This is a genomic window from Streptomyces sp. SM18 (assembly GCF_002910775.2).
In the GTDB taxonomy this organism is placed as follows: Bacteria; Actinomycetota; Actinomycetes; order Streptomycetales; family Streptomycetaceae; genus Streptomyces; species Streptomyces halstedii.
Window position 1 is genome coordinate 6,087,624 of record NZ_CP029342.1, and the last position, 24,841, is coordinate 6,112,464.

Consider the following 24,841-nt stretch of genomic DNA (forward strand, 5'->3'; position numbering starts at 1 on the left):
GTCCGACGGCAGGACAGCTCACGTGCGCCGGAGCACGCGAACCGGCCGCCCACCGAAGCGGACAGCCGGGCACCCCCCCCACGCGAACGGGCCGTACAGGGAAGCCCTGTACGGCCCGAGCGGTACCGGGGAGGGGAGAGGCTAGGCCGGGACGCTCGCCACGCCGCGCTCCAGGAACTTCTTCCCGTTGACGCGTTCCGAGACGCCCTCGCGGTCCAGGTACGGCGTGATGCCGCCCAGGTGGAAGGGCCAGCCCGCGCCGGTGATCAGGCAGAGGTCGATGTCCTGGGCCTCGGCGACGACGCCCTCGTCCAGCATCAGCCCGATCTCCCGCGCCACCGCGTCCAGGACCCGGTCGCGGACCTGCTCCTCCGTCAGGACGGTGTCGCCCTGCTTCAGGAGCGCGGCGACCTCCGGGTCCAGCTCCGGCTTGCCGGAGTCGTAGACGTAGAAGCCGCGCTTGCCGGCCTTGACCACCGCGGCCAGGTTCTCCGAGACCGTGAAGCGCTCCGGGAAGGCGCGGTTCAGGGTCTCCGAGACGTGCAGACCGATGGCCGGGCCGACCAGCTCCAGCAGCACCAGCGGGGACATCGGCAGGCCGAGCGGCTCGACGGCCTTCTCCGCCGTCTCGACCGGGGTGCCCTCGTCGATGACGTTCTGGATCTCGCCCATGAAGCGGGTGAGGATGCGGTTGACGACGAACGCCGGGGCGTCCTTCACCAGGACCGCGGTCTTCTTCAGCTTGCGCGCGACACCGAACGCCGTGGCCAGCGAGGCGTCGTCGGTCCGTTCGCCGCGCACGATCTCCAGCAGCGGCAGGACCGCGACCGGGTTGAAGAAGTGGAAGCCGACGACCCGCTCCGGGTGCTTCAGCTTCGACGCCATCTCGGTGACCGAGAGGGACGAGGTGTTCGTGGCGAGGATCGCGTGCGCCGGGGCGACCGCCTCGACCTCCGCGAACACCTGCTGCTTGACGCCGATCTCCTCGAAGACGGCCTCGATGACGAAGTCGGCGTCGGAGAACCCCTCCGCCTTGTCCAGCACACCGGTCACCAGGGCCTTGAGGCGGTTGGCCTTGTCCTGGTTGATCCGGCCCTTGCCGAGCAGCTTGTCGATCTCGGCGTGGACGTAGCCCACCCCCTTGTCGACGCGCTCCTGGTCGATGTCGGTCAGCACGACCGGCACCTCCAGACGGCGCAGGAAGAGCAGCGCGAGCTGGCTGGCCATCAGGCCCGCGCCCACCACGCCGACCTTGGTCACCGGACGGGCCAGGGACTTGTCCGGGGCCCCGGCCGGGCGCTTGGCGCGCTTCTGGACCAGGTTGAAGGAGTAGATGCCCGAGCGCAGCTCGCCGCCCATGATCAGGTCCGCGAGGGCCTGGTCCTCGGCGTCGAAGCAGGCGCCCAGGTCGCCGCCCTTCGCCGCGGCGACGATCTCCAGCGCGCGGTACGCGGCCGGGGCCGCCCCGTGCACCTTGGAGTCGGCGACGGCCCGGCCCCGCGCGACGGCCTGGTCCCAGGCCTCCCCGCGGTCGACCTCCGGGCGCTCCACCGACAGCGAGCCGGTGAGCACGGACGCCGTCCACAGCAGCGACTGCTCCAGGAAGTCCGCACCCTCGAAGATCGCGTCGGCGATGCCGAGTTCGAAGACTTGCGCGCCCTTGAGCTGACGGTTCTGGTTCAGCGAGTTCTCGATGATCACCGAGACGGCGCGGTCGGCGCCGATGAGGTTGGGCAGCAGCGTACAGCCGCCCCAGCCCGGGACCAGGCCGAGGAAGACCTCGGGCAGCGAGAAGGCGGGGATCGCGGTGGAGACGGTGCGGTACGAGCAGTGCAGACCGATCTCCACACCGCCGCCCATGGCCGCGCCGTTGTAGTACGCGAACGTCGGGACCGCGAGGCCGGACAGCCGGCGGAACACGTCGTGGCCGCCCTTGCCGATGGCCAGCGCGTCCGAGTGGTTCTTCAGGAGCTCGACGCCCTTGAGGTCGGCGCCGACCGCGAAGATGAACGGCTTGCCGGTCACACCGACCCCGACGATCGAGCCGTCGGCGGCCTCCTTCTCGACCTGGTCGATGGCGGCGTCCAGGTTCGCCAGCGACTGCGGGCCGACGGTGGTCGGCTTGGTGTGGTCCAGGCCGTTGTCCAGCGTGATCAGGGCGAACCTGCCCGCCCCGGCCGGAAGGTCGAGGTGGCGTACGTGCGCCCGCGTGACGACCTCGCCGGGGAACAGTTCGGCCGCGCCCCTCAGAAGCTCGGTGGTGGTGGTGCTCACTTGCTGCCTCCGGCGTTCTCGAAGTGCGGGTTCTCCCAGACGACGGTCGCACCCATGCCGAAGCCGACGCACATGGTCGTCAGGCCGTAGCGGACCTCGGGGTGCTCCTCGAACTGGCGGGCCAGCTGCGTCATCAGCCGGACGCCGGAGGAGGCCAGGGGGTGGCCGTACGCGATGGCGCCGCCGTACTGGTTGACGCGGTCGTCGTCGTCGGCGATGCCGTAGTGCTCCAGGAAGGCGAGCACCTGGACCGCGAACGCCTCGTTGATCTCGAAGAGACCGATGTCCTCGATGGTCAGACCGGCCTTGGCCAGGGCCTTCTCCGTCGCCGGGATCGGGCCGTAGCCCATGACCTCCGGCTCGACACCCGCGAAGGCGTAGGAGACCAGACGCATCCGGACCGGCAGGCCCAGCTCACGGGCCACGTCCTCGGCGGCGAGCAGCGAGGCGGTGGCGCCGTCGTTGAGCCCGGCGGCGTTACCGGCCGTGACCCGGCCGTGGGGGCGGAACGGGGTCTTCAGACCCGCCAGGGACTCCATCGTGGTGCCCGGCCGCATCGGCTCGTCGGCGGTGACCAGGCCCCAGCCCGTCTCCCCGCCCTCCTCGTTGGTGCGGCGTACGGCGATCGGTACCAGGTCCTGCTGGATCGTGCCGTTCGCGTAGGCCTTGGCGGCCTTCTCCTGCGAGCGGACCGCGTACGCGTCGGCGCGCTCCTTGGTGATCGTGGGGTAGCGGTCGTGCAGGTTCTCCGCGGTCATGCCCATGAAGAGGGCGGACTCGTCGACCAGCTTCTCCGAGACGAAACGCGGGTTCGGGTCCACGCCCTCGCCCATCGGGTGGCGGCCCATGTGCTCGACACCACCGGCGACGACCACGTCGTACGCGCCGAAGGCGATGGAACCGGCCGTCGACGTGACGGCGGTCAGGGCCCCCGCGCACATGCGGTCGATGGAGTAGCCCGGGACGGACTGCGGGAGACCGGCCAGGATTCCGGCGGTACGGCCGAGGGTGAGGCCCTGGTCGCCGATCTGGGTGGTCGCGGCGACGGCGACCTCGTCGATCTTCGCGGGGTCCAGGTCCGGGTTGCGGCGCAGCAGCTCCCGGATGGCCTTCACGACGAGATCGTCGGCGCGGGTCTCGTGGTAGATGCCCTTCGGGCCCGCTTTGCCGAACGGGGTGCGGACGCCGTCGACGAAGACGACGTCCCGGATGGTACGAGGCACGGTGGCTCTCCTCCAGGGTGCGGGATGGCACTGCTGCGGGGCGCGCCGATGAGCGCGCCGCCACCCTCATGCTACTTGCGGGTAACCAAGCTGCCCACCCCCCGTGCCCGGAGCGGCGAAGGTCACATGTCACCACAAGCCCGCAGGTGCCGGCCGCGCGCCGCGCGGCGGCCCGGGAGTACGGACCGCCCGCCCCCGGGGCTCAGGCGCCGGTGTCCAGCGCGCGCAGCAGCAGGGGGCCGACCTGTTCGATCTGCCAGCGGCGGGCGCCGTACCCGGCCAGGGCGGTCTCGACCGCGCCCGGCGTCAGGGTTTTCGGCGGCTCCCAGCAGACCCGGCGCACGGTGTCCGGAGTGATGAGGTTCTCCTGGGGCATGTGGAGTTCCTCGGCGAGTCCGGAGACCGCGGTGCGGGCCGCCGACAGCCGGGCCGCGGCGGCCGGGTCCTTGTCGGCCCAGGCGCGGGGCGGCGGCGGACCGGCCGGCTGCTGGCCGGGCTGCGGGAGCTCGGTCTCGGGCAGCGCCCTGGCCCGGTCGACGGCGGCCTGCCACTGTTCCAGCTGGCGGCGTCCCATGCGGTGGCCGAAACCGGGCAGCGCGGTCAGGGCGTGCACGTTGGCCGGCATGGCGAGCGCCGCCTCGATGATCGCGGCGTCGCCGAGGACCTTGCCGGGCGAGATGTCCCGGCGCTGCGCGACCTGGTCCCGGGCCGTCCACAACTCCCGTACGACGGCGATCTGTCGGCGGCGGCGCACCTTGTGCATGCCGGAGGTCCGGCGCCAGGGGTCCTTGCGCGGGGGAGCGGGCGGCGCCGAGGCGATCGCGTCGAACTCCTCCAGGGCCCATTCCAGCTTGCCCTGCCGCTCCAGCTCGGCCTCCAGGGCGTCGCGCAGGTCCACCAGCAGCTCGACGTCGAGCGCGGCGTAGCGCAGCCAGGGGTCGGGCAGCGGGCGGGTGGACCAGTCGACCGCGGAGTGGCCCTTCTCCAGGGCGTACCCCAGGAGGTTCTCCACGATGGCGCCGAGACCGACGCGCGGGAACCCGGCCAGCCGTCCGGCCAGCTCCGTGTCGAAGAGCGAGGTGGGGACCATGCCTATGTCGCGCAGGCAGGGGAGGTCCTGGGTGGCGGCGTGCAGGATCCATTCGGTGCCGGTCAGGGCCTCGCCCAGGGACGACAGGTCCGGGCAGCCCACCGGGTCGATCAGCGCGCTCCCGGCGCCTTCCCGGCGCAGCTGCACGAGGTAGGCGCGCTGCCCGTAGCGGTAGCCGGAGGCGCGCTCGGCGTCGACGGCGACGGGACCGGTCCCCGCGGCGAACGCCGCGACGACCCCGGCCAGCGCGTCGTCGGTCGCCACCACCGGGGGAATGCCCTCGCGAGGTTCCAGCAAGGGGATCGGCGCCGGGGCGACGTCGTCCGGGGGAGCGCCCCCGGTGGTTCGCAGTGATGTGTCTGCTGCGGTCTCTTGGGCGTCGGTCACATGCCAAGGGTATCCGTGTATGCGTGGCGTACGCCGACGGAACGTTCCGTCGGCGTACGCCACGCACCCGAACCGGCCGGGTGGGCGTCCGCGCGGGTCGGCGCGGGTGCGCGCGGGTCAGTGGATGATGCCGGTGCGCAGGGCGACGGCGACCATTCCGGCGCGGTCCCCGGTGCCGAGCTTGCGGGCGATGCGGGCGAGGTGGCTCTTGACCGTGAGGGCGGACAGCCCCATCGAGACGCCGATGGCCTTGTTGGACTGGCCTTCGGCGACCAGGCGGAGCACCTCCACCTCGCGGCCGGACAGTTCGCGGTAGCCGCCCGGGTGGCTCGGGGAACCGGGGGGCCTGCGGTGCATGCGGGCGGCGTTGGCGCCGATGGGCGCCATGCCGGGACGGCCGGGGTGGCCGATGTTGGTGCGGGTGCCGGTGACGACATAGCCCTTGACGCCGCCCGCGAGGGCGTTGCGCACGGCGCCGATGTCGTCGGCGGCGGACAGGGCCAGGCCGTTCGGCCAGCCGGCGGCTCGGGTCTCGGACAGCAGGGTCAGCCCGGAACCGTCGGGCAGGTGGACGTCGGCAACGCAGATGTCGCGCGGGTTGCCGACGCGGGGACGGGCCTCCGCGATGGACGACGCCTCGATGACGTCACGTACTCCGAGTGCCCACAGATGGCGGGTGACGGTGGAACGGACGCGCGGGTCGGCCACGACGACCATGGCCGTCGGCTTGTTCGGGCGGTAGGCGACCAGGCTTGCGGGCTGCTCGAGGAGAACGGACACCAGGCCTCCTGGGGGAGTGGCGGGACGGCCGGCTCGGGGGTGCAGCCGGGGCGAACCGTGCTTGAAGGGTCATTGACCTCTTCGGCAGCAGAGCCGTGCTCCTTTAGAGGAAGATCACGATTTGGTGAGTAACAATTCGGGCAAATCGGACGGGCGATCGATTGTACGAAAAGAGAGCCGGTGCCTGTGCGACCGGCTCTCCCGAAAGTGACACACCGTTACGGAATCTGCGGCCCCCGCCGCTGAGGCAGCGTCACCACCGCCGCGTCGGCCGCGTCCGACGGCGGCAGCCCGGCCAGCTGGCAGAGCAGATCGCCCCAGGCGGCCAGGTGCGCCGCCACGTCCGGGACACCGCCGCGCCCCTCGCGCGGGGTCCAGGAGGCGCGGATCTCGATCTGGGTCGCCGGACGGCGCGCGGACAGCGCGCCGAAGTAGTGCGAGCCGGCGCGCGTCACGGTGCCCCCGGCCTCCCCGTACGACAGCCCCCGGGCGTCCAGCGCCCCCGTCAGCCAGCTCCAGCAGACCTCGGGCAGCAGCGGGTCGGCCGCCATCTCCGGCTCCAGTTCCGCCCGCACCAGGGTCACCAACCGGAACGTGCCCTGCCAGGCATCGTGCCCGGACGGATCGTGCAGGAGCACCAGACGCCCGTCGGCGAGATCGTCGTCACCGTCCACGACCGCCGCCTCCAGGGCGTACGCGTGAGGTGCGAGCCGCTGCGGCGGCCGTGTCGGTTCGACCTCCAGTTCGGGGCGCAGGTGCGCGGAACGCAGCCCTTCGACCGCCGACCGGAACGCGGGCGGGACCAACTCGCCCTCCCCGCTCCCCTCGGTGTCGGCGCCATCGGAATGATCGGAAAATTGTCCCTGAGCCGGAGCCATGCGGGGAAGAGTAGGCGGAACCGGGGTCTCGCGCAGGGAAGGACACCCGCCCGGGCCGGCTCCTTGCCGCTCCATGCGAAGATTCCAGGTGTGAGTGCCAACCACGGCCCCTCGGGGCTGCAGACGACATCCGCCACCCATGAGTCGGCCTTCCTCAAGGCGTGCAGGCGTGAACCCGTGCCGCACACCCCGGTGTGGTTCATGCGCCAGGCCGGGCGCTCGCTGCCGGAGTACCTGAAGGTCCGCGAGGGCATCGCGATGCTCGACTCCTGCATGATGCCGGAGCTGGTCACCGAGATCACCCTCCAGCCGGTGCGCCGGCACAAGGTCGACGCCGCGATCTACTTCAGCGACATCGTCGTACCGCTCAAGGCCATCGGCATCGACCTGGACATCAGGCCCGGCATCGGCCCGGTGATCGCCGAGCCCGTCCGCACCCGTGCCGACCTGGCCCGGCTGCGCGACCTCACGCCCGAGGACGTCTCCTACGTCACCGAGGCGATCGGCATGCTCACCGCCGAGCTGGGCGCGACACCGCTGATCGGTTTCGCGGGGGCGCCGTTCACCCTGGCCAGCTACCTCGTGGAGGGCGGCCCGTCCCGCAACCACGAGCGCACCAAGGCCATGATGTACGGCGACCCCGAGCTCTGGGCCGACCTGCTCGACCGCCTCGCGGAGATCACCTCGGCGTTCCTCAGGGTCCAGATCGAGGCCGGCGCCTCGGCGGTCCAGCTCTTCGACTCCTGGGTGGGCGCCCTGGCCCCCGCCGACTACCGGCGCTCCGTCCTGCCGGCCTCCGCCAAGGTGTTCGACGCGGTCGCCGGGTACGGCGTCCCGCGCATCCACTTCGGCGTGGGCACCGGCGAACTGCTGGGGCTCATGGGCGAGGCCGGGGCGGACGTCGTCGGGGTGGACTGGCGCGTCCCCATGGACGAGGGCGCGCGCCGGGTCGGCCCCGGCAAGGCGCTCCAGGGCAACCTCGACCCGGCGGTGCTCTTCGCGCCGACCGCGACGGTGGAGGCGAAGACCCGGGAGGTGCTCGACGCCGCCGCCGGTCTGGAGGGGCACATCTTCAACCTCGGGCACGGCGTCATGCCGACGACCGACGCGGACGCCCTGACGCGCCTGGTGGAGTACGTCCACGAGCGGACGGCGCGCTGAGCGCACGCCGGTGACACCGCGTCCCGGGGCCACGGGACGCGGTGCCACCGGCGCCCGGTGCCCCGGGGCCTCCAGGCGTTCCGTGGGCGGGCGGCCGGGGCTCCGGAATTCGGCCGGAAATCGCCGTCCGATCAGGCGCTTCCGGCCTTCCGTACCTCCGTGACCGCCTTGCGCGCCGCCACCAGCACCGGGTCCCAGACCGGGGAGAACGGCGGTGCGTACCCGAGGTCCAGCGCCGTCATCGCCTCCACCGTCATCCCGGCGGTCAGCGCCACGGCCGCCACGTCCACACGCTTGGCCGCGCCCTCACGGCCCACGATCTGCACGCCCAGCAGCCGTCCCGTGCGGTACTCGGCGATCATCTTCACGGTCATGGGCCGGGCCCCCGGGTAGTAGCCGGCCCGCCCGGTCGACTCGATCGTCGCCGTGACGTACCGCAGGCCCACCGCGGCCGCGTCCTTCTCGCGCAGCCCGGTGCGGCCGATCTCCAGGTCGCAGACCTTGCTCACCGCCGTCCCCACGACCCCCGGGAACGTCCCGTAGCCGCCGCCGGCGTTCGCGCCGATGACCTGGCCGTGCTTGTTGGCGTGGGTGCCCAGGGCGATGTGCCGGGTGCGGCCCGCCACCAGGTCCAGGACCTCCACGCAGTCGCCGCCCGCCCAGATGTTGTGATGGCCGCGCACCCGCATCGACAGGTCGGTCAGCAGCCCGCCGGACGGACCGGTCGGCAGGCCGGCCGCGCGGGCCAGGGCGGTCTCCGGCTCGACGCCGATGCCCAGCACCACGACGTCCGCCGGGTAGGTCGCGTCGGCGGTGGCGACCGCCGACACCCGGCCGTCCGCGCCGGTGAGGATCCGGGTGACCGAGGCCCCGTTCACCGTGGTGATGCCCATACCGTCCATCGCCTCGTGGACCAGGCGCCCCATGTCGGGGTCGAGGGTGGCCATGGGCTGCGCGCCCCGGTTGACCACCGTCACCTCGTACCCGCGCCTGAGCATCGCCTCGGCCATCTCGACGCCGATGTAGCCCGCGCCGACCACGACCGCCCGCCGTCCCGTGGTCCGCTCCAGCGTCTCCAGGAGCGCCTGACCGTCGTCCAGGGTCTGCACCCCGTGCACCCCGGCGGCGTCGATCCCCGGCAGCTCCGGGCGGACGGGCCGGGCCCCCGTCGCGATCACCAGCTTGTCGAAGTCCGTCCAGTACGCCTCACCGCTGTCGCGGTCCAGGGCCCGCACCCGCTGCCCGGCGACGTCGATCCCGGTCACCTCGGTGCGCATCCGCAGATCGATGGACCGCTCCCGGTGCTCCTCGGGGGTACGGGCGATCAGGGCGTCCGGACCCTCGACGTCCCCGCCGACCCAGTAGGGGACACCGCAGGCCGAGTACGAGGTGAAGCGGCCGCGCTCGAAGGCGACGATGTCCAGCTCGCCGGGCCCCTTGAGCCTGCGGGCCTGCGACGCGGCGGACATCCCCGCCGCGTCGCCCCCGATGACCACCAGTCGCTCCGCCGCCATGCCGGCTCCCTTCGTCGATGGATCAGGGAGCCCACGCTACGGCGCTCACGGCGCGGGCGGCGCCTGCGCCCCGGGCGCCGAGGGCCGGTCCGGCGTACGGCGGCGCGGCAGCCTGCGGCGCAGCAGCCGGCCCAGTACCAGCAGGACGGCCACGGCGGCCAGGAACGGCGCCGTCGCGCCGACCGCCACCGTGATCCACCGCAGCGTCGTCACGAAGGCGTCCCAGCCGCCGCCCAGGGCGTCCAGGAACCCGGTGTCCTCGTCGTTGGGGTCCGCGCCGTCCGCGTACGGCTCGCTGAGCTCCAGGGTGATCGTCGCCAGCGAGGTGCGGTCCTTCAGGGAGGCCTGCTGGGCCAGCAGCGACTCCAGGTCGGCCTGACGGCTGCTCAGTTCGCCTTCGAGGGCCACCACGTCGGACAGCCTCCCGGCCTTGTCCATCAGCTCGCGGACCCGGGCCACGCTCGCGCGCTGGGTGGCGATCCGGCTCTCGACGTCGACGACCTGTCCCGTGACGTCCTTGGCGGCCGACGTGCGCGTCAGGAGCTTGCCCGACCCCGCCAGCTCGTCCAGCACGCCCTCGTACCGCTCCTGGGGCACGCGCAGCACCAGGTGCGACGTCTCGTGGGTGCCGTCCAGGCGCTCCGTGGTCTCCTCCGAGACCAGCCCGCCGGCGCCCTCCGCCGTCGCCCGTGCCGCCGCGACCGCCTTGGGCACGCTCGCGACCTCGACGTCGAGCGTGGCCGTACGGATGACGTGGACGGCGACCGCGGTGTCCGGCCGCGCCTCGGAGGTGGCCCCGGCGGCGGGCCGGGCGGCGGCCGGGCCGCCCCTCTCCGCGCCGGACGCCGCCGCCTTCTCGTCCGAGGCCGCCCTGTCGTCCGAGGCCGCCGTCCCCCGGTCGACGGCGGAGTCCCCGGCCCCGCAGGCTCCGGTGCCGAGCAGGACGGCCAGCAGCCCCGCGGCCAGGACGGCGCGCGGAAGGCGTCCGGCGGAGCGGACGGGTGGTCTGCCGCGCGTGTGGTGTCCGACGGTCATGTCGTGTCCCCCCAGGGCTGTTTGCCGATGCTGCCGGTTCGACGTACGGGGCCCGTGCGCGGGTTGCCGGAACGCGGTGTCGAAGCGGTCACGTTCGGGACTCGTTCCGGGTTTGAGAGAGTGGACCCATGCAGCGTTCTCTTCAGCACGACACCTCGCCCCTGGGTCATGTCGTCGTCATCGGCGGCGGCATCGCCGGACTCGCCGCCGCCCACCGGCTGCTCGCCACCGGGCTGCGGGTCACCGTCCTGGAGGCGACCGAACGGCTCGGCGGCAAGCTGATGACCGGTGAGGTCGCCGGGGCGCGGGTGGACCTCGGGGCCGAGTCGATGCTCGCCCGCCGGCCCGAGGCGGTCGAGCTGGCCACCGCCGCCGGTCTCGGCGACCGGCTCCAGCCGCCCGCCACCGCCACCGCCTCGGTCTGGACCCGGGGCGCCCTGCGCCCCATGCCCAAGGGCCACGTCATGGGCGTCCCCGGCGACCCGGCGGCGCTCGGCGAGCTCCTCTCCGCCGAGGGGCTGGCCCGGATCGCCGAGGAGCGTGACCTCACCCCGACGGCCGTCGGTGACGACGTCGCGGTCGGCGCCTACGTCGCGGACCGGCTCGGCCGCGAGGTCGTCGACCGGCTCGTGGAGCCGCTGCTCGGCGGGGTGTACGCGGGCGACGCCTACCGGATCTCGATGCGGGCCGCCGTACCGCAGCTCTTCGCGGTGGTGAAGGAGGGCGGCTCGCTGCTCGACGGTGTCCTGCGCGTCCAGGAGAGGGCCGCCGCCCGGCAGCTGACCGGCCCGGTGTTCCAGGGCATCGCCGGGGGCGTCGGCACCCTGCCGGACGCCGTGGCCGACGCCGTGCGGGCGGGCGGGGCGCGGATCCGTACCGCCACCCCCGTCCTCGGTCTGACCCGGACCGGACAGGGCTGGGACGTGCGCACCGAGACCGGGGTGATCGCCGCCGACGGTGTGGTGATGGCCGCGCCGGCCTGGTCCGCGTCCACGCTGCTCGCCGCCGAGTGCCCGGCGGCCTCCGTCGAGCTGGCCGCCGTGGAGTACGCCTCGATGGCCTTGGTCACCCTGGCCTTCCGGCGCTCCGACGTCGAGGGGACCGAGGCGCTGCGGGGCCGCTCCGGCTTCCTCGTACCGCCCGTCGACGGGCGCACCATCAAGGCCGCCACCTTCTCCAGCCACAAGTGGCGGTGGGTCGCGGACGCGGCCCCCGACCTCTTCGTGATGCGTACCTCGGTCGGCCGCTACGGCGAGGAGGACCACCTGCACCGCGAGGACTCCGAGCTGGTCGCGGTGTCGCTGAGGGACCTCGCCGAGGCGACGGGGCTGACGGCCCGGCCCGTGGACACCGTGGTCACCCGGTGGATCGGCGGCCTGCCGCAGTACCCCGTCGGCCACCTGGGCCGGGTCGCCCGGATCCGTGAGGAGGTGGCGAAGCTGCCCGCGCTGCGGGTGTGCGGGGCGGTCTACGACGGGGTCGGCATCCCCGCCTGCGTGGCGAGCGCCCGGTGGGCCGCGGACGAGATCGCGGAAGAGATCACCGCCACGCCGACCCGGGTTCAGGGCGCCGGGAGCGAGGCGGGACAATAGCCGTATGAGTGCGCCAGAAAAGCTTCCGAACGCAGGCAAGAAGGCCAAGGACCTCAACGAGGTCATCCGCTACACGCTGTGGTCCGTCTTCAAGCTGCGAGATGTGCTTCCCGCCGACCGCGCCGGTTACGCCGACGAGGTCCAGGAGCTGTTCGACCAGCTCGCCTCCAAGGACGTCACCGTCCGCGGCACCTACGACGTCTCCGGTCTGCGGGCCGACGCCGATCTGATGATCTGGTGGCACGCCGAGACCTCCGACGCGCTCCAGGAGGCCTACAACCTCTTCCGGCGCACCGCCCTCGGCCGCGCGCTGGAGCCGGTCTGGTCGAACATGGCCCTGCACCGCCCGGCCGAGTTCAACAAGTCGCACGTGCCGGCCTTCCTCGCCGACGAGGAGCCGCGCGCCTACGTCAGCGTGTACCCCTTCGTGCGCAGCTACGACTGGTACCTGCTGCCGGACGAGGACCGCCGCCGCATGCTCGCGGACCACGGCAAGATGGCCCGCGGCTTCCCGGACGTGCGCGCCAACACCGTCCCCTCCTTCTCGCTCGGCGACTACGAGTGGGTTCTGGCCTTCGAGGCGGACGAGCTGTACCGCATCGTCGACCTGATGCGCCACCTGCGGGGCTCCGAGGCACGGATGCACGTGCGCGAGGAGGTCCCGTTCTACACGGGCCGCAGGAAGGCGATCGCAGACCTGGTGGCGGGGCTCGCATAGCCAGCGTTTCCCGGCCACCCCGACCCGGAAGATCAGTTGGCGGGCAACGGCGCGTGTGACGCCGCCCGTCGTTCCAGCGACACCGGGTCCGGTTCCGGGAGCACATCGGCCCTGACCGGCGTAGTGCGGTGGCCCGTGGGGGAGTCAGCCATTCCTCCCCGCGGGTCGCCGCCTCGTGCCGGGCGCGGCCGATGTGTCCCGGGACGCCTACGTCCTGGGGGCTCCTGTGTCTCCCTGGGGCTCCGGCGCCTCTCCGGGGCCTCCCGCGCCTCCCGGGTGTCCTCCGGGGCGCCCTTCTTCTCCGGTATCCGCCTGAGCGCACGTCATCTCCGGTGCGCCTCCCGGGACGCGACCGTCCCGGCCGTCTTCCGGGCCCTGGCCTCGCGGGCACGTCCCCGGAGCGCGTCGCGGCTCTCAGATCTCCGCGCCCGGTGCCCGGCCGAGCGGACGCGCGGGGCGGCCGCCGAGCAGCGCCGCCCGGAGCCGCGGGTCCCGCACCGCCGCCACACCCCGTACGGCCACCGCCGCCAGCATCTCGCGGTCCGCGCCGTGCGCCGGGGCGGGCAGCGAGTCCAGCCACCGCTGGCCTGACGGCGAGGCCCACGGGCTGTACGGCCCGTTCTCCGCGTGGGCGATGGCCAGGCACCCCAGGGTCAGCACCAGCGGCAGCCCGAACCAGGCGGCCACCGGGCCCGCGTCGCCCGTGTCCTGACCGGGCATCAGCGCGGTCACCGCGGCCAGCACCGCCACCAGCACCGCGGCGCCCCGTACTCCCCGCGCGGCCGACTCCAGGGTGGTCCGCGTGCCGTGCGGTACGGCCAGTCCGGCGGCCACCAGCCGGTCCGCGAGCCCGCGCACGGTGTCGGCGGCGGCAGCGGCCGCCCGTATCGGCGCTATCCGGGACTGCCCCTCCGGGCCGATCGCCCGGATCACGGTGCGCTCCACCTCGTCGCGGCCCACCGGATCGACGACCGTCGCCCAGCCCGTGTGGGCGAGCAGCAGCCGGCGCCGCAGATGCATCGAGACCAGCGCCAGATCCGCCACCCGGTGCGGTCCGCCGGCCAGGAACGCCGTCTCGTACAGGCTGAGATCGCGGGGCAGCGGGGCGCCGGGGTCACCCGGGGCGTCGGACGACCGCAGCGCGGCGCCCGCGGTGACGAGGCAGAGCCGTACGCAGGAGACGGCCGCCGCGCCCCATGCGACCAGGAGGAACCAGACCCAGAGCATGGCGGATTTCTATGCGAGAGGGGCACGCGTGCGCCATGGTCTGTTCACGATCCGGACAGAAATAGGTCACACGTGGTCATGGATGGCTGAAATCCCGCCTTCACGAGCTGCTGCCGCAGCCCCCGCCCCCACCGCCGCAGCTGGAGCCCCCACCGCAGCTCGATCCGCCCCCGCAGCTCGACCCCCCGCCGTCCCCGCCGCCCGAACCGCACGAGGACCCGGATCCCCCGTCACCGCTGCCGCCGTGACTCCCGCCGAGACCGGCCCCCGCGCACCACACCGGCTGCGGCCCGCTGTCACCGGCGTACGCCCCCGCCCCCACGCCCGCCGACGTGACCACCCCGCTGCTCCGGCCGGGGGAGCCGTACCGGGCCGCGGCCAGCAACTGCTCCCGGAGTTCGGGGTAGGGCAGCGCGGCGGCCCCCCGGGTGGCCACGAGGTGGGCCGGGTGGGCGACCTGGGCGTGGGCGGCCCGGTAGGCGTCGGCGGCCCGGCGTCCCGCCCGGGTGAGCCGTGCCCTGGCGGACGCCGCGGCGACCAGGCCGACGACGGCGCCCAGGACGAGCGCGGGCAGCACCTTGAGGACGAACGGGAACGGGACGTCGTCGTACCCCTCGTGCAGGGCGTACTGAGCCACGGTCAGGCCGATGCTCACGGGCAGGCCCACGACACACCCGACGCCCTGGGTGAACGCCCACCGGCGGCGCGCGCGGTTGCCACCCGGTGCGGCCAGCAGCCCGCGAGCGGCCAGTCCGTCCCCGATCTCCTGTACCGCCGGGTGCCGCATCACGGCCTCCCGCAGGGGGCGCAGGGCGCCGCTGGGCGCGGCGGCCGACTCCTGGAGCACGGCACGCTCCACCACGTCACGTGCCTCCGCCCGGCGTACGGCGACGATGCCGGGGCCGCCGACCACCAGGCGGCCGTCCGCGTAGAGGGCGGTGAGCGCGGTGTCGACCGTCCTGGCCGGACCACCGCCCAGGAAGGCCGCCTCCGAGAGGTCGTGCACCCGTTCGTCGGCCCCGCCGCCCCGACGGCGGCCCACCGCCGGGGGCAGGACGAGCAGCAGGACGCTGGAGACCACCACGGCAAGGGTGAACACGAGGGCGAGGGCGTTCACCGGGCCCCCCGTCCCGACCGGGTTCCCGACCGGACTCCCGACTGGACTCCCGACAGGACGGTACGCGCGGCCCGGACGACCCGGGTGTCACGCGCCGCCCGGACCAGACGGGCCCCACGGCCCGGTGGCGTGGGGGCCGCCCGGTCCCGCCACCACCGGGTCAGCCCACGGCGGGCGGCGTCGTCGGCCGGGAGTCCCGCGATGAGGAGGTGTTCCGCGAAGTCCAGGGCGTCGCGGCGGTAACCCCCGGACAGCGGCCGGGTCCTGGCGTATTCCAGGTACGCCGGCCGGTAGCCGTCGCCCAGGATCGCCGGCAGTTCCGGGGCGACCCTGGCGACGACGTCGGCCCGTTTGGCGGCCAGGGCGCGGCTCTGCACCGCCAGCCGCCGGTGGTCGAAGCCCTCGGGCACGGGGGTGCCCGCCACCAGCGAGGAGAGCAGCGAGGTCTGCGCCACCCCGACCCGCTCCCGGGCCCCGGGCCGTGTCCCGGGGGCCTGCTTCCCGGGGGCCTGCTTGCCGTGCCGCGCGGAGCGCGACGCGGCGGGTGGGGAGGTCCCGGCCGGTGCGGCGGCCGCCAGGGTCTCGCGGATCACGGCCAGTTCACCCGCCAGCTCCTCGGCGGGCGGGAAGGCGTCGTCGCGCTCCAGCAGCACACCCGGAGGATCCACCCGTGCGCGCAGCTCGGTCAGCACGTCCAGGACGGGCCGCGTCACCGGGTGGGCGTGCGTGTCGTGCCACACGCCGTCCTTCTCGACCCCGCCCGCCACATGGACGTACGCGATGGCCTCCACCGGCAGTTCGTCGAGCGCGGTCGCGGGGTCCTCGCCCCGGTTGACGTGGTTGGTGTGCAGGTTGGCCACGTCGATCAGGAGGCGTACGCCGGTGCGTTCGACCAGCTCCGCGAGGAACTGACCCTCGGTCAGCTCTTCGTCGGGCCAAGCGATCAGCGCGGCGATGTTCTCCAGGGCGAGCGGCACGGGCAGCGAGTCCTGGGCGATCCGTACGTTCTCGCACAGCACGTCCAGCGCGTCCCAGGTGCGCGGCACGGGCAGCAGATGGCCCGCCTCCAGCCCGGGTGACGCGGTGAGCGGCCCCCCGGCCCGTACGAACGCGATGTGCTCCGTCACCAGCGGCGCGCCCAGCAGGGTGGCCCGTGCCGCCAGGTCCGCGAGGCGGTCCGGGCCGGGCCGGGCGGCCCCGCCCAGGCCCAGCGAGACTCCGTGCGGGACGACGGTGACCCCGCGCTCCCGGAGCCGTGCGAGCGGTTCGGGGAGGTGGTCGGCGCAGATGTTCTCGGCCACGGCCTCGACCCAGTCGATACCCGGCAGTGCCTCGACGGCGTCCGCGATCTCGGGCCGCCAGCCGATGCCGATCCCCAGCTTCATGATGTCCCCTCCCCGTCCCGTACGGGTCCCCGTCCCGTGGGAAGGTTCTGACCCCGTCGGGCGCCGTCGAATCCGGGAAGAGGGACGTTCAGAGCCCGATCTGAGGTTCCCGGGCCGGGGGCCGGGGTGCGCCGGGCGGGATTCCGGGCGGTCGCCCTTCTGCCCGGCCCGCCGCCCCGCCCCCGTCCCCGGTGGTGTCAGGGGCGGCGGCGCAGGGCCGGGTGGTCCGCGACGACCGTGCACGAGCCGGGCGCGATCTCGGTGAACCCCGCGTCCCGGACCACCGGCAGCCCGCTCACGGTCAGCTCGCGCCAGTGCCCGGCCTCCGGGACCCCGACGGAGAGCGGGAACCCGGCCTCGCGCCACGCCGTGCGCTCGGCGCCGGACAGCTCCCACCACGCGAGCTGGGCGCCGTGCCCGGCCTGCGCCATCGTCTTGCCCGCCGACATGTCCAGCTCGGGGTTGAGCCACAGCACCGGCCCCGTCCCGTCGGGCACCGGCGGGGGCTCGGGGTCGTCCAGCTCCGTGCCGGACACCTGGAGCTTGGCCAGCTCCTTGGGCCAGCCGTCCAGCGCGACCGGCGGGAACACCCGGACCTCGGCCCTCTCGCCCGTGACCGTGATCCCCGGCAGCGCGCACGCCTTGCGCCACTCCGCGCCACGCGCCCGGCGCACCACCTTGCGGATGCGGGCGTCCTCCCAGTCCCGCATGGCCCGCGCCCACTCCCCGTCGCCCAGCGCACGTTCGTCCGACAGCATCGTGAGCACCGCGCGCGCGGCGGTCCGCAGCGCGTCGGTGCGCGCGGGCGGATCGGTCTTCTCCAGACGCACCACCAGCGGAAGCACGAACTGGGGTGCCTCGTCGCGGGCGGCCGGCTCCGGACGGAAGGGGTCGGCCGAGGCCGTCGCGGGAAGGGGCTCGGGGATGTCGTCGCTGCTCACGGCTTCCAGTCTGCCAGGCCCCAGGACGACCCCTGTTGGCGGAACCCGATGCTCCGGGTGAGGATGCACGCCATGAAGAGCGACCTCTTTTCCAGCGAGCACCTGGCCCAGCAGGCCACCGCCCCGGGTATGACGTTGCAGAACGCCAAATCCATCAAGTACGCCGTCAACGGTGAGATGCACGCGCGCCAGGGAGCGATGATCGCCTTCCGCGGCAACCTCCAGTTCGAACGCAAGGGCCAGGGCGTCGGCGGCATGCTCAAGCGCGCCTTCACCGGCGAGGGGCTGCCGCTCATGGCCGTACGCGGCCAGGGCGAGGCCTGGTTCGCCCACGAGGCGGCGAACTGCTTCATCGTGGAGATGGAGCAGGGCGACGTCCTGACCGTCAACGGCCGCAACGTCCTGTGCTTCGACCCCGGCCTCGCCTACGAGATCAAGACGGTCAAGGGCGCCGGGATGGCCGGCGGCGGTCTCTTCAACAGCGTCTTCACCGGCGCCGGCAAGCTCGGCCTGATGTGCGACGGCCACCCCATCGTGATCCCCGTCACCGCGCAGCAGCCGGTATACGTCGACACGGACGCGGTCGTCGGCTGGAGCGCCCAGCTCTCCACCTCACTCCACCGCTCCCAGAGCTTCGGTTCGATGGTGCGCGGCGGCTCCGGCGAGGCGGTCCAGCTGATGCTCCAGGGCGAGGGCTTCGTGATCGTACGGCCCAGCGAACTCAAGCAGGAGAAGGCCTCGGCGAATTGAACCTTCGGGGAGTGGGGCGCCGCTACGGCCCGCGCGGGCCCTGGGTGCTGCGCGGGGCCGACCTCGTGCTGCCCCCGCGGACCCTGGTGCGGGTGGAGGGGGCCAACGGCACGGGCAAGTCGACGCTGCTGCGCCTGCTCGCGGGGATCGACGCACCGACCGAAGGCCGGCTCACGGGGCGGCCCCGGACGGCGTACGTCCCCGGGGCGCTGCCGTTCACAGTCGGCGGCTACCTCGTCCACCTGGGCCGGGTACACGGTCTGGACACCGTCGAAGCGGGCCGGCGGGCCGACCGGTGGCTTGCCCGCTTCGGGGCTGCCGGGTGCTCCCGTACGCCGATGGCGCGGCTGTCCAAGGGGACCAGTCAGAAGGTCGCCGTCGCCCAGGCGCTCCTGGCGGAGCCGGACCTCCTGGTCCTGGACGAGGCGTGGACGGGACTGGACGCCGCCGCCCGCGACGAACTCGACCGGGCCGTCACCGAGCGGGTCGCGGACGGGGCCACGGTCGTCTTCGTCGACCACGATCCGCGACGGCAGTCGGGCGCGGTCGACGTCACCTACCGCCTGGGCGGCGGGAGGCTCGTCGCCGTCCCGACGGCCGGCGCGGAGCCTCCCGCTGTGTCCCGTGCGGCGCCGCCCCGGATCAGGATCGAGGCGGAGGGTTCCGCCGCCGTCCTTCCGTCCGGGCTGCCCGGCGCACCGGTGGTGGAGCGGGACACTTCCGGCGGGGTCCGGCTCACGGTCGCCGCGACCCACTCGGACGACCTCCTGCGCGCACTGCTCACGGCCCGCCCCGGGTGGCACATCACCGGGCTCGCCCCGGCCGGGGCCCGCGTGCCGTCCACGGACGCGGCTCCGACTTCGCCTCCGAGCCCGACTCCGCTGCCGATCCCGACTCCGGCTCCGGCTCCGGCCCGCGACGGAGCCACCGCGACGGGGTCCGGTGTCCCAGGGCGCACGCCCGGCGCGGACCGTGCCGTCCCGTTCCCCGGAATCCCCCGGGGACGCCGCTTCGCCGCCCTGGTGCGCTGCCAGGCCGCCCTGCTGACACGATCGCAACGCTGGCTCGCGCCCGTCCTGTTGCACGCGGCCTTCCTGGCGGTCGGCGTCCAGGCCGGACAGCCGGTGCTGGACTCTCTCGGCTACGCGGCCGCCGGCTTGCTGCCCGTCACCGCCTGGCTGACCCGGCTCTGCGTCACCCAGGAACCGCCCGCCGCCCGTGCCGTCGTCGCCGCCGCCCTGGGACCCGCGCGGGTCCACGGCGCCGCCCTGGTCACCGCCCTCGGTGCTGCGCTCGTCCTCGGGACCGTGGCGACCGCGTTCGTGCTGCTGACCGGCGAACCGCTGAGCAACGACCGCACCGCCGCCGTCCCGCTGCCACCCGCCGCGCTCGCCGGACTGCTCACCGCCCTCTGTTGCGCCCTCGTGGGCACCGCGGTGGGGGCGCTCTGCGCCCGGCCGGTGCTGCACCGCCGGGGCTGGTCGCTCGCCACCACCGTGCCCGTCGTCCTGCTCGCCGTGGTGACCGACGGGTCTCCCGCGAAGCGCGCCGTGACGGGCCTGGTCTCCGGTTCACGGGACGGCACGGTGCGCGTACCCCTCCTGGCGTGCGCCGGGGCCCTGCTCCTCGCCGCCGCGGTGACCGCCCTCACCGTCCGGCTCGCCTCGTCGCGGGAGTGAGTGAGTACGCTCGTGCCCATGGACGACGCCTGCTCCAGGACGCCCGCCCCGGTGCCCGTACCCGAGGACACCGGCGGGCCGTACGCGGCGTGTGTGCTGTGCGGGGAGCCGACCGAGTACCCGGAGTCGGTGAAGGGTGCCACCCTCTGCCCGGTCTGCGCCTGGCAGGAGGCGGCCCGCACGGCCTGCTCCGGCTGAGGGCGGGACGGCCCAGGGGCGGCGGGGCGGCGGATCAGCCCCGCATCAGCTCGGAGACCTTCACGAAGCGGTACCCGCGCTCGCGCAGCGCCGGGACCACCTGGCGTACCGCCTCCTCGGTGACCGGGGCCGCGCTGCGGGTGCAGTGCATGACCACCAGCGAGCCGGGCTCCACGCCGTCCAGCACCTGTTCGGCCACCGCGTCCGCGTCGGTGGCGAAGGCGTCGCCGCTGACGACGTCCCACTGCACCGCCGTCACACCCGTCGGGGCCAGCGCCTTGCGTGACGCGTCGTCGTAGCAGCCGCCGGGGAAGCGGAAGTACGGCACCACCTGGCGCGCCCCCGTCGCGCGGATCGCGTCGAACGCCCGCTCCACCTCGTCGCGCATCTCGCCCTCCTCCACGGTCGGCAGCCCGTAGCAGGGGGTGGAGAAGGCGTAGTGGCTGTACGAGTGGTTGGCGATCTCGAAGAGGGGGTCGGTGCCGATCGAGCGGGCCTGGGACGGGTACTCCTCGGCCCACCGGCCGGTCATGAAGACGGTCGCGGGGACCTTCAGCCGGCGCAGCAGGGAGATCAGCGCGGGGTTGTCGAAGTGCTCGCCGGCCTCGGCGCGTGGTCCCTGGTCCGCCGTCATGTCGGCGTCGAAGGTGAGCGCCACGACCTTGTCGTTCCGGCCCGGCGACCCGGTCGGTGCCCGGCGTTCGAACACCGGGGTCAGGCCGGCGGGTCCGGGGGCCAGGGTGGGCGGTCTCTCCGCCCGGTCCGGGGCGGACGCCGCCGGGCTCGGGCTCCCCGGGGTCGGGCTCGCGGGGCTCGGGCTCCCCGGGGGTGCGAGGGTCTCGGCGCGGGTGGTCTCCGGGCCGCCGCAGCCCGTGAGAACCACCCCGCCCAGGATTGCCAGTGCTGTCATCGTACGAACCGATTTGATCACTGGGGGACGTTAGCTGACGGCCCGTCGGTGGAGCGCGCGGCGCTCCGGAGGCGGCGGCCGGGGCCCGGACGGACCGCTCGGGCGGCTCAGCGCCAGGGGCCGGTCACCGCGAACGTCGTCCCCGGGGTGTAGCAGTTCACGAACATCGTTTCGCCGTCCGGCGAGAAGGTGACCCCGGCGAACTCGCCCCACTCGGGCTCCTCGGCCGTCCCGATGTTCTGCCTCCCCCGGGCCATCGGATAGACCTCGCCCCGCCGCGTCACCCCGAACACGTGCTGCGCGCCCCCGCCGTCCTCGCAGACCATCAGCCCGCCGTCCGCGGCCAGGCAGATGTTGTCCGGGGACTCGCCCGGCAGCTCGACGTCCGTGTCCGGGCCGAAGACGACGACCAGGGTCAGCCGCCGCCGGGCGGGCTCGTACCGCCACACCTGACCGAAGTGGTCCGCCGCCGATCCCTCGGCGCTGCGCGCGAAGCTGGAGACGAAGTAGACCGACGAGCCGCCCCAGTAGCATCCCTCCAGCTTCTGGGCGTGCGTGATGCCCTTCGGACCGAAGTCCTGGAAGCGGATCGGGGTGCCGGAGGCCTGCGGATCGGGTACGGGCACCCACTCGACCCGGTCGAAGCGCGCGCCGGTCTCCTGGACCACGGAGAGGTCCGGCACCCCGGGGACCCGCATGGCCTCCAGTGCGCCGCCCGCCCGCAGCGAGTCCGTCCCGCCGAGCGGCCTCTCCGGGAGGAAGCGGTAGAAGAGGCCGAACGGCCGCTCGAACGCGTCCTCGGTCTCGTAGACGATGCCGTTGCCGGGATCGACCGCGATCGCCTCGTGCTGGAAACGGCCCATCGCGGTCAGCGGGACGGCACCGGTGCGGCGCGGATCGGCGCCGTCCACCTCGAAGACGAAGCCGTGGTCCTTGGTGTATCCGTTGGTTCCGGCCCGGTCCTCGGTCTCCTCGCAGGTCAGCCAGGTGTTCCACGGGGTGCGGCCACCCGTGCAGTTGACCGCCGTACCCGCGATCGCGACGCGCTCACCCAGGACCTCGCCCCGGCCGTCGAGCTCCAGGACCGTACAACCGCCCTTGCCCGCCGGATCGTAGGTCAGGCCCTCGACCGTGGGCACCCCGATCGCGGCGTAGTCCCGGTTCTCGTGGTTGCGCACCAGACGGACCCGGCCACGAGGCCCGGCGAAGGCGGCCATGCCGTCGTGGTTGCCGGGCACCAGGCCCTCGCCGGAGCGCAACGGCTCGCCCTCCCGGGAGAGGACCCGGTAGCGGAAGCCCTTCGGCAGATCGAGCAGACCGTCCGGGTCGGGCACCAGCGGACCGTAGCCGCTGTGACCCCGGGCGGCGGAGGTCCCCGCGAAGAGTTCGGTGAAGGACCCGGTGAAGGCGATCGAGGCGGCGGCGCTCCCGGCGAGGACCTGGCGTCGTGTCGCGAGCCGTCGGGGCGCGGACGGCCTGAGGGGGGCGGATGACATATGGGGTGCGGATGACATGAGGGCGGCTCCTGGTGCCTGTGGGGTGGGACGGTGACATGACGTCGTGGGGAACAGGCCTGCCCGGTCGGCCGTCCCGGCGAACGTGGTCACTCCTGGGCGCACGGTCCCGGCGGACGCGGTCACCCCGGGGCGAACGGTCCCGGACCGGCGTTGCGGGGGAGCAACAGACGGAAGACGCACCCGGCACCGGGCCGGGTGTCCAGCTCCAGCCGCCCGTGGTGCGCCTCGGCGATGGTGGCGGCGATGGACAGGCCGAGCCCGGAACCGGGGTCCCGGCCCTCCGCACCCCCGGCGGGAGCGCGGTAGAAGCGTTCGAAGACCTGCCGGGCGGCCTCCTCCGCCAGTCCGGGTCCGTCGTCGGCGATCTCCACGACGCACGCCTGGACGCCCTCGGGCAGCGGCGGGGTCGGACCGCTGCGGCCCGGACGGTCGGTGCCGCCGGTGCGCGGACCCGTACGCACGGTGCCGACCCGGACCTCGACGCGTGTCCCGGGAGGTGTGTGGACACAGGCGTTGGAGAGCAGATTGGCGATCACCTGGGACAGCTGATGGGGGTCGCCGAGCGTCTCGATCACGTCCAGCTCGTCGCGGGCGCGGTCCCGGCCGCCTCCGGGCAGGGGGACCAGCCGTACGTCCCGCCCGGGGTGGGCGACGACGGCCGCGCTGACGCCGTCCGCGGCCAGCGAGAGCAGATCGACGGTGTCCCGGTGGGCGACCGGCGCGTACCCGAGCGTGGCCAGCAGGAAGAGGTCGTCGACGAGCCGGCTCATCCGGTCGGCGTTCCGGGCGATCAGCTCATGGGCCTCACGCCGGTCCGCCGCGGAGGTGCGCGGCTGCTGGAGGAGGAGTTCGGCGAACCCCTGGATGGAGGTGAGGGGGGTGCGCAGTTCGTGACCGGCGTCCGCCATGAAGCGGCGCAGCCGTCGCTCCGAGGCGTCCTTGCGGCGCAGGGCCGCCCGCACCTGGTCGAGCATCGTGTTGAAGGCGATGCCGAGGCGTCCGACCTCCGTCCCGGGATCGGTGTCGGTGACGCTCAGGGCCAGTTCCCCGCCGGTGATACGCCGGGCGGTGCGTTCCATCCGGTCCAGGGGGCGCAGCCCCAGGCGTACCGCCACGCCTCCGAGCAGCATCACACCGGCGGCCGTGACGGCCCCGATGGCGAGGCTGAACCACAGCAGCTTGGACGTGGCCCCCTCGACGGTGTCCAAGGGCAGCGCCACGACCAGGCGCTCTCCCGAGGGGACGGACTCGGCGACCACCCGCCAGCTCGTCCCACCGTGCTCGGCGGGCACGGTGGCGGGCCGCCCGTCCTCCAGGCGGAGCGCGGTCGGGGGAAGCCGGGGGGTGCTGTCACCGCTGCCCAGCGAGTGGGGCAGGAGCGAGCCGTCCCGGTCGTAGAAGAAGACCCGGTAGTCGGACGGCAGGACGTCGTCACGGGGCAGCGGACCCGCCCCGCCCGCCGCGTCCCGGCCCGGGTCGCCGTAGGCCGGGGGAGGCGGCCGGAAGTGGGTCAGACGGTCGTCGATCTGACCGGTGAGCCAGGCGCGCATGACCGTCAGACCGGCCGCCTGGGAGGCCAGCACGGCGACCGTGGCCAGCACGGTGGAGATCAGCACCAGCCGGGTGCGGAGCGACGGCGGACGCGGGGAGCGGAGCCACGGCGGGCGCCGGAGCCTCACGCCGGGCCCTCGCGCGGCAGCCGCAGGCAGTAGCCGACACCGCGCACGGTGTGGATCAGCTGCGGACCGGGGTGGTCGATCTTGCGGCGCAGGTTCTTGATGTACGTGTCGACGATGCGGGTGTCCCCGGCGAAGCCGTACTGCCACACCTCCTGGAGGATCTCCCGCTTCTCCAGCACCTTCTCCGGGTGGGACACCAGACACACCAGCAGCCGGAATTCGGTGGGGGACAGCTGTACGGGTCCCCCGGAGCGGTGCACGGTGTGCCGGTCCCGGTCGACGGCGAGATCCGCGTACCGCAGCGGGGGCCGCTCGGCCGGTACGGAGGGCGACCCCCCGGTGCGCCGCAGGATGGCGCGGACGCGGAGCAGGATCTCCTGGATGTGGAACGGCTTGGTGACGTAGTCGTCGCCCCCGGAACTGAGCCCGATGATGCGGTCCTCGACCTCCGTGCGGGCGGTCAGGAACAGCACCGGGGTGTAGACGCCCTGGGCGCGCAGCTCGCGTGTGACGGCGAAGCCGTCGGTGTCCGGGAGCATCACGTCCAGCACGATCAGGGCCGGTCGGCAGCGGCCCGTCTCGAACATGGCCTCCCGGCCGTTCGCCGCCGACGCGACGCGGTATCCGGCCGCGTGCAGCGCCGAGGTGAGCAGGGTGCGGATGCCGGGATCGTCCTCGACGACCAGGACGGTGTGCCGGGCGGACTGGGCGGCCATCGGACGGGGTCACCTCGGGGGTACGCGGGGAACGCGCCGCCGGGTGAGGCGGCGCGCGGCGATGCTAGCG

The 24,841-nt window shown here is 73.9% G+C and carries 20 protein-coding genes and 1 pseudogene; 6 read left to right on the forward strand and 15 right to left on the reverse strand.

The window, feature by feature from the left end; all coding sequences use genetic code 11:
• Nucleotides 1–141: 141 nt before the first annotated feature.
• The 5 genes from B9S64_RS27090 to B9S64_RS27110 all read right to left on the reverse strand — a co-directional run bounded on the left by B9S64_RS27090 (nucleotide 142) and on the right by B9S64_RS27110 (nucleotide 6,632).
• Nucleotides 142–2,274, reverse strand: a complete 2,133-nt coding sequence (locus B9S64_RS27090) for a 3-hydroxyacyl-CoA dehydrogenase NAD-binding domain-containing protein (RefSeq protein WP_103489752.1) — start codon at nucleotides 2,272–2,274, stop codon at nucleotides 142–144.
• Nucleotides 2,271–3,497: an acetyl-CoA C-acyltransferase gene (locus B9S64_RS27095; protein ID WP_103489751.1), complete on the reverse strand. Its 1,227-nt coding sequence runs from the start codon at nucleotides 3,495–3,497 to the stop codon at nucleotides 2,271–2,273. Before B9S64_RS27095 ends, B9S64_RS27090 begins: the two co-directional genes overlap by 4 nt.
• Nucleotides 3,498–3,699: 202 nt before the next feature.
• A complete protein-coding gene (locus tag B9S64_RS27100) occupies nucleotides 3,700–4,974 on the reverse strand; it encodes a ribonuclease D (protein ID WP_103505231.1) in 1,275 nt (424 codons plus the stop codon).
• 117 nt (nucleotides 4,975–5,091) lie between these two features.
• Complete coding sequence (locus B9S64_RS27105; RefSeq protein WP_014049023.1) at nucleotides 5,092–5,754, reverse strand: response regulator transcription factor; 663 nt, start codon at nucleotides 5,752–5,754, stop codon at nucleotides 5,092–5,094.
• A 218-nt stretch (nucleotides 5,755–5,972) separates the two neighbouring features.
• Nucleotides 5,973–6,632: a DUF3000 domain-containing protein gene (locus B9S64_RS27110; RefSeq protein ID WP_103489223.1), complete on the reverse strand. Its 660-nt coding sequence runs from the start codon at nucleotides 6,630–6,632 to the stop codon at nucleotides 5,973–5,975.
• Nucleotides 6,633–6,722: 90 nt separating this feature from the next.
• On the opposite strand from B9S64_RS27110, the gene hemE reads away from it, so the two are divergent.
• Nucleotides 6,723–7,793 (forward strand): uroporphyrinogen decarboxylase, encoded by a 1,071-nt coding sequence (gene hemE, locus B9S64_RS27115; protein WP_103489224.1) that lies wholly within the window; start codon nucleotides 6,723–6,725, stop codon nucleotides 7,791–7,793.
• 131 nt (nucleotides 7,794–7,924) lie between these two features.
• On the opposite strand, the gene B9S64_RS27120 is transcribed toward hemE, so the two are convergent.
• Both B9S64_RS27120 and B9S64_RS27125 read right to left on the reverse strand, forming a co-directional pair.
• Entirely contained in the window at nucleotides 7,925–9,307 is a 1,383-nt protein-coding gene (locus B9S64_RS27120; protein ID WP_103489225.1) for an FAD-dependent oxidoreductase, read from the reverse strand.
• Nucleotides 9,308–9,352: 45 nt separating this feature from the next.
• Nucleotides 9,353–10,342 carry a DUF4349 domain-containing protein gene (locus B9S64_RS27125; protein WP_103489226.1) on the reverse strand — a complete coding sequence of 330 codons (990 nt, stop codon included), beginning with the start codon at nucleotides 10,340–10,342 and terminating at the stop codon, nucleotides 9,353–9,355.
• A gap of 128 nt (nucleotides 10,343–10,470) precedes the next feature.
• Between B9S64_RS27125 and hemG the strand changes: the two genes are divergently transcribed.
• Together hemG and hemQ are read left to right on the forward strand one after the other, a co-directional pair.
• A complete protein-coding gene (gene hemG / locus B9S64_RS27130; RefSeq protein ID WP_103489227.1) occupies nucleotides 10,471–11,934 on the forward strand; it encodes a protoporphyrinogen oxidase in 1,464 nt (487 codons plus the stop codon).
• A 4-nt stretch (nucleotides 11,935–11,938) separates the two neighbouring features.
• Entirely contained in the window at nucleotides 11,939–12,652 is a 714-nt protein-coding gene (gene hemQ / locus B9S64_RS27135) for a hydrogen peroxide-dependent heme synthase (protein ID WP_103489228.1), read from the forward strand.
• Between the two features lie 414 nt (nucleotides 12,653–13,066).
• Here the strand turns inward: hemQ and B9S64_RS27140 are convergent, their stop codons facing one another.
• From B9S64_RS27140 to B9S64_RS27155, 4 genes are all read right to left on the reverse strand, one after another.
• Nucleotides 13,067–13,879 (reverse strand): TIGR04222 domain-containing membrane protein, encoded by an 813-nt coding sequence (locus B9S64_RS27140; protein WP_103505230.1) that lies wholly within the window; start codon nucleotides 13,877–13,879, stop codon nucleotides 13,067–13,069.
• A 100-nt stretch (nucleotides 13,880–13,979) separates the two neighbouring features.
• Entirely contained in the window at nucleotides 13,980–14,996 is a 1,017-nt protein-coding gene (locus B9S64_RS27145; protein WP_109492144.1) for a TIGR04222 domain-containing membrane protein, read from the reverse strand.
• Complete coding sequence (locus B9S64_RS27150; RefSeq protein ID WP_103491472.1) at nucleotides 14,993–16,381, reverse strand: DUF692 domain-containing protein; 1,389 nt, start codon at nucleotides 16,379–16,381, stop codon at nucleotides 14,993–14,995. The genes B9S64_RS27145 and B9S64_RS27150 overlap by 4 nt, the downstream gene beginning before the upstream one ends.
• Before the next feature lie 197 nt (nucleotides 16,382–16,578).
• Nucleotides 16,579–17,322 carry a peptidyl-tRNA hydrolase gene (locus B9S64_RS27155; RefSeq protein ID WP_103491471.1) on the reverse strand — a complete coding sequence of 248 codons (744 nt, stop codon included), beginning with the start codon at nucleotides 17,320–17,322 and terminating at the stop codon, nucleotides 16,579–16,581.
• 72 nt (nucleotides 17,323–17,394) lie between these two features.
• On the opposite strand from B9S64_RS27155, the gene B9S64_RS27160 reads away from it, so the two are divergent.
• The 3 genes and pseudogenes from B9S64_RS27160 to B9S64_RS27170 all read left to right on the forward strand — a co-directional run bounded on the left by B9S64_RS27160 (nucleotide 17,395) and on the right by B9S64_RS27170 (nucleotide 19,949).
• A complete protein-coding gene (locus B9S64_RS27160; RefSeq protein ID WP_103491474.1) occupies nucleotides 17,395–18,072 on the forward strand; it encodes an AIM24 family protein in 678 nt (225 codons plus the stop codon).
• A pseudogene (locus tag B9S64_RS35235) lies at nucleotides 18,069–18,929 on the forward strand (ATP-binding cassette domain-containing protein); the annotation flags it as partial. The gene B9S64_RS27160 and the pseudogene B9S64_RS35235, both read left to right, overlap by 4 nt.
• Nucleotides 18,930–19,769: 840 nt before the next feature.
• Complete coding sequence (locus B9S64_RS27170; RefSeq protein WP_103491470.1) at nucleotides 19,770–19,949, forward strand: hypothetical protein; 180 nt, start codon at nucleotides 19,770–19,772, stop codon at nucleotides 19,947–19,949.
• Nucleotides 19,950–19,983: 34 nt separating this feature from the next.
• Here B9S64_RS27170 and B9S64_RS27175 read toward each other — a convergent pair whose 3' ends face one another.
• The 4 genes from B9S64_RS27175 to B9S64_RS27190 all read right to left on the reverse strand — a co-directional run bounded on the left by B9S64_RS27175 (nucleotide 19,984) and on the right by B9S64_RS27190 (nucleotide 24,771).
• On the reverse strand, nucleotides 19,984–20,859 hold the full coding sequence (locus B9S64_RS27175; protein WP_103491469.1) for a polysaccharide deacetylase family protein: 876 nt from the start codon (nucleotides 20,857–20,859) through the stop codon (nucleotides 19,984–19,986).
• A 107-nt stretch (nucleotides 20,860–20,966) separates the two neighbouring features.
• Nucleotides 20,967–22,373 carry an alkaline phosphatase PhoX gene (locus tag B9S64_RS27180; protein WP_374936070.1) on the reverse strand — a complete coding sequence of 469 codons (1,407 nt, stop codon included), beginning with the start codon at nucleotides 22,371–22,373 and terminating at the stop codon, nucleotides 20,967–20,969.
• A gap of 122 nt (nucleotides 22,374–22,495) precedes the next feature.
• The gene (locus B9S64_RS27185; RefSeq protein ID WP_103491467.1) at nucleotides 22,496–24,055 is read right to left on the reverse strand and encodes a cell wall metabolism sensor histidine kinase WalK; all 1,560 of its coding nucleotides are present in this window, start codon (nucleotides 24,053–24,055) and stop codon (nucleotides 22,496–22,498) included.
• Nucleotides 24,052–24,771 carry a response regulator transcription factor gene (locus B9S64_RS27190; RefSeq protein ID WP_103491466.1) on the reverse strand — a complete coding sequence of 240 codons (720 nt, stop codon included), beginning with the start codon at nucleotides 24,769–24,771 and terminating at the stop codon, nucleotides 24,052–24,054. The genes B9S64_RS27185 and B9S64_RS27190 overlap by 4 nt, the downstream gene beginning before the upstream one ends.
• Nucleotides 24,772–24,841: the final 70 nt, after the last annotated feature.

Coding starts and splice junctions, on each gene's coding strand:
- B9S64_RS27120 (WP_103489225.1), bottom strand. CDS start 9,307: ATGGCGGCGGAGCGACTGGTGGTCATCGGGGGCGACGCGGCGGGGATG.
- B9S64_RS27170 (WP_103491470.1), top strand. CDS start 19,770: ATGGACGACGCCTGCTCCAGGACGCCCGCCCCGGTGCCCGTACCCGAG.
- B9S64_RS27180 (WP_374936070.1), bottom strand. CDS start 22,373: ATGTCATCCGCACCCCATATGTCATCCGCCCCCCTCAGGCCGTCCGCG.
- B9S64_RS27175 (WP_103491469.1), bottom strand. CDS start 20,859: ATGACAGCACTGGCAATCCTGGGCGGGGTGGTTCTCACGGGCTGCGGC.
- B9S64_RS27160 (WP_103491474.1), top strand. CDS start 17,395: ATGAAGAGCGACCTCTTTTCCAGCGAGCACCTGGCCCAGCAGGCCACC.
- hemG (WP_103489227.1), top strand. CDS start 10,471: ATGCAGCGTTCTCTTCAGCACGACACCTCGCCCCTGGGTCATGTCGTC.
- B9S64_RS27150 (WP_103491472.1), bottom strand. CDS start 16,381: ATGAAGCTGGGGATCGGCATCGGCTGGCGGCCCGAGATCGCGGACGCC.
- B9S64_RS27125 (WP_103489226.1), bottom strand. CDS start 10,342: ATGACCGTCGGACACCACACGCGCGGCAGACCACCCGTCCGCTCCGCC.
- hemQ (WP_103489228.1), top strand. CDS start 11,939: ATGAGTGCGCCAGAAAAGCTTCCGAACGCAGGCAAGAAGGCCAAGGAC.
- B9S64_RS27190 (WP_103491466.1), bottom strand. CDS start 24,771: ATGGCCGCCCAGTCCGCCCGGCACACCGTCCTGGTCGTCGAGGACGAT.
- B9S64_RS27110 (WP_103489223.1), bottom strand. CDS start 6,632: ATGGCTCCGGCTCAGGGACAATTTTCCGATCATTCCGATGGCGCCGAC.
- B9S64_RS27140 (WP_103505230.1), bottom strand. CDS start 13,879: ATGCTCTGGGTCTGGTTCCTCCTGGTCGCATGGGGCGCGGCGGCCGTC.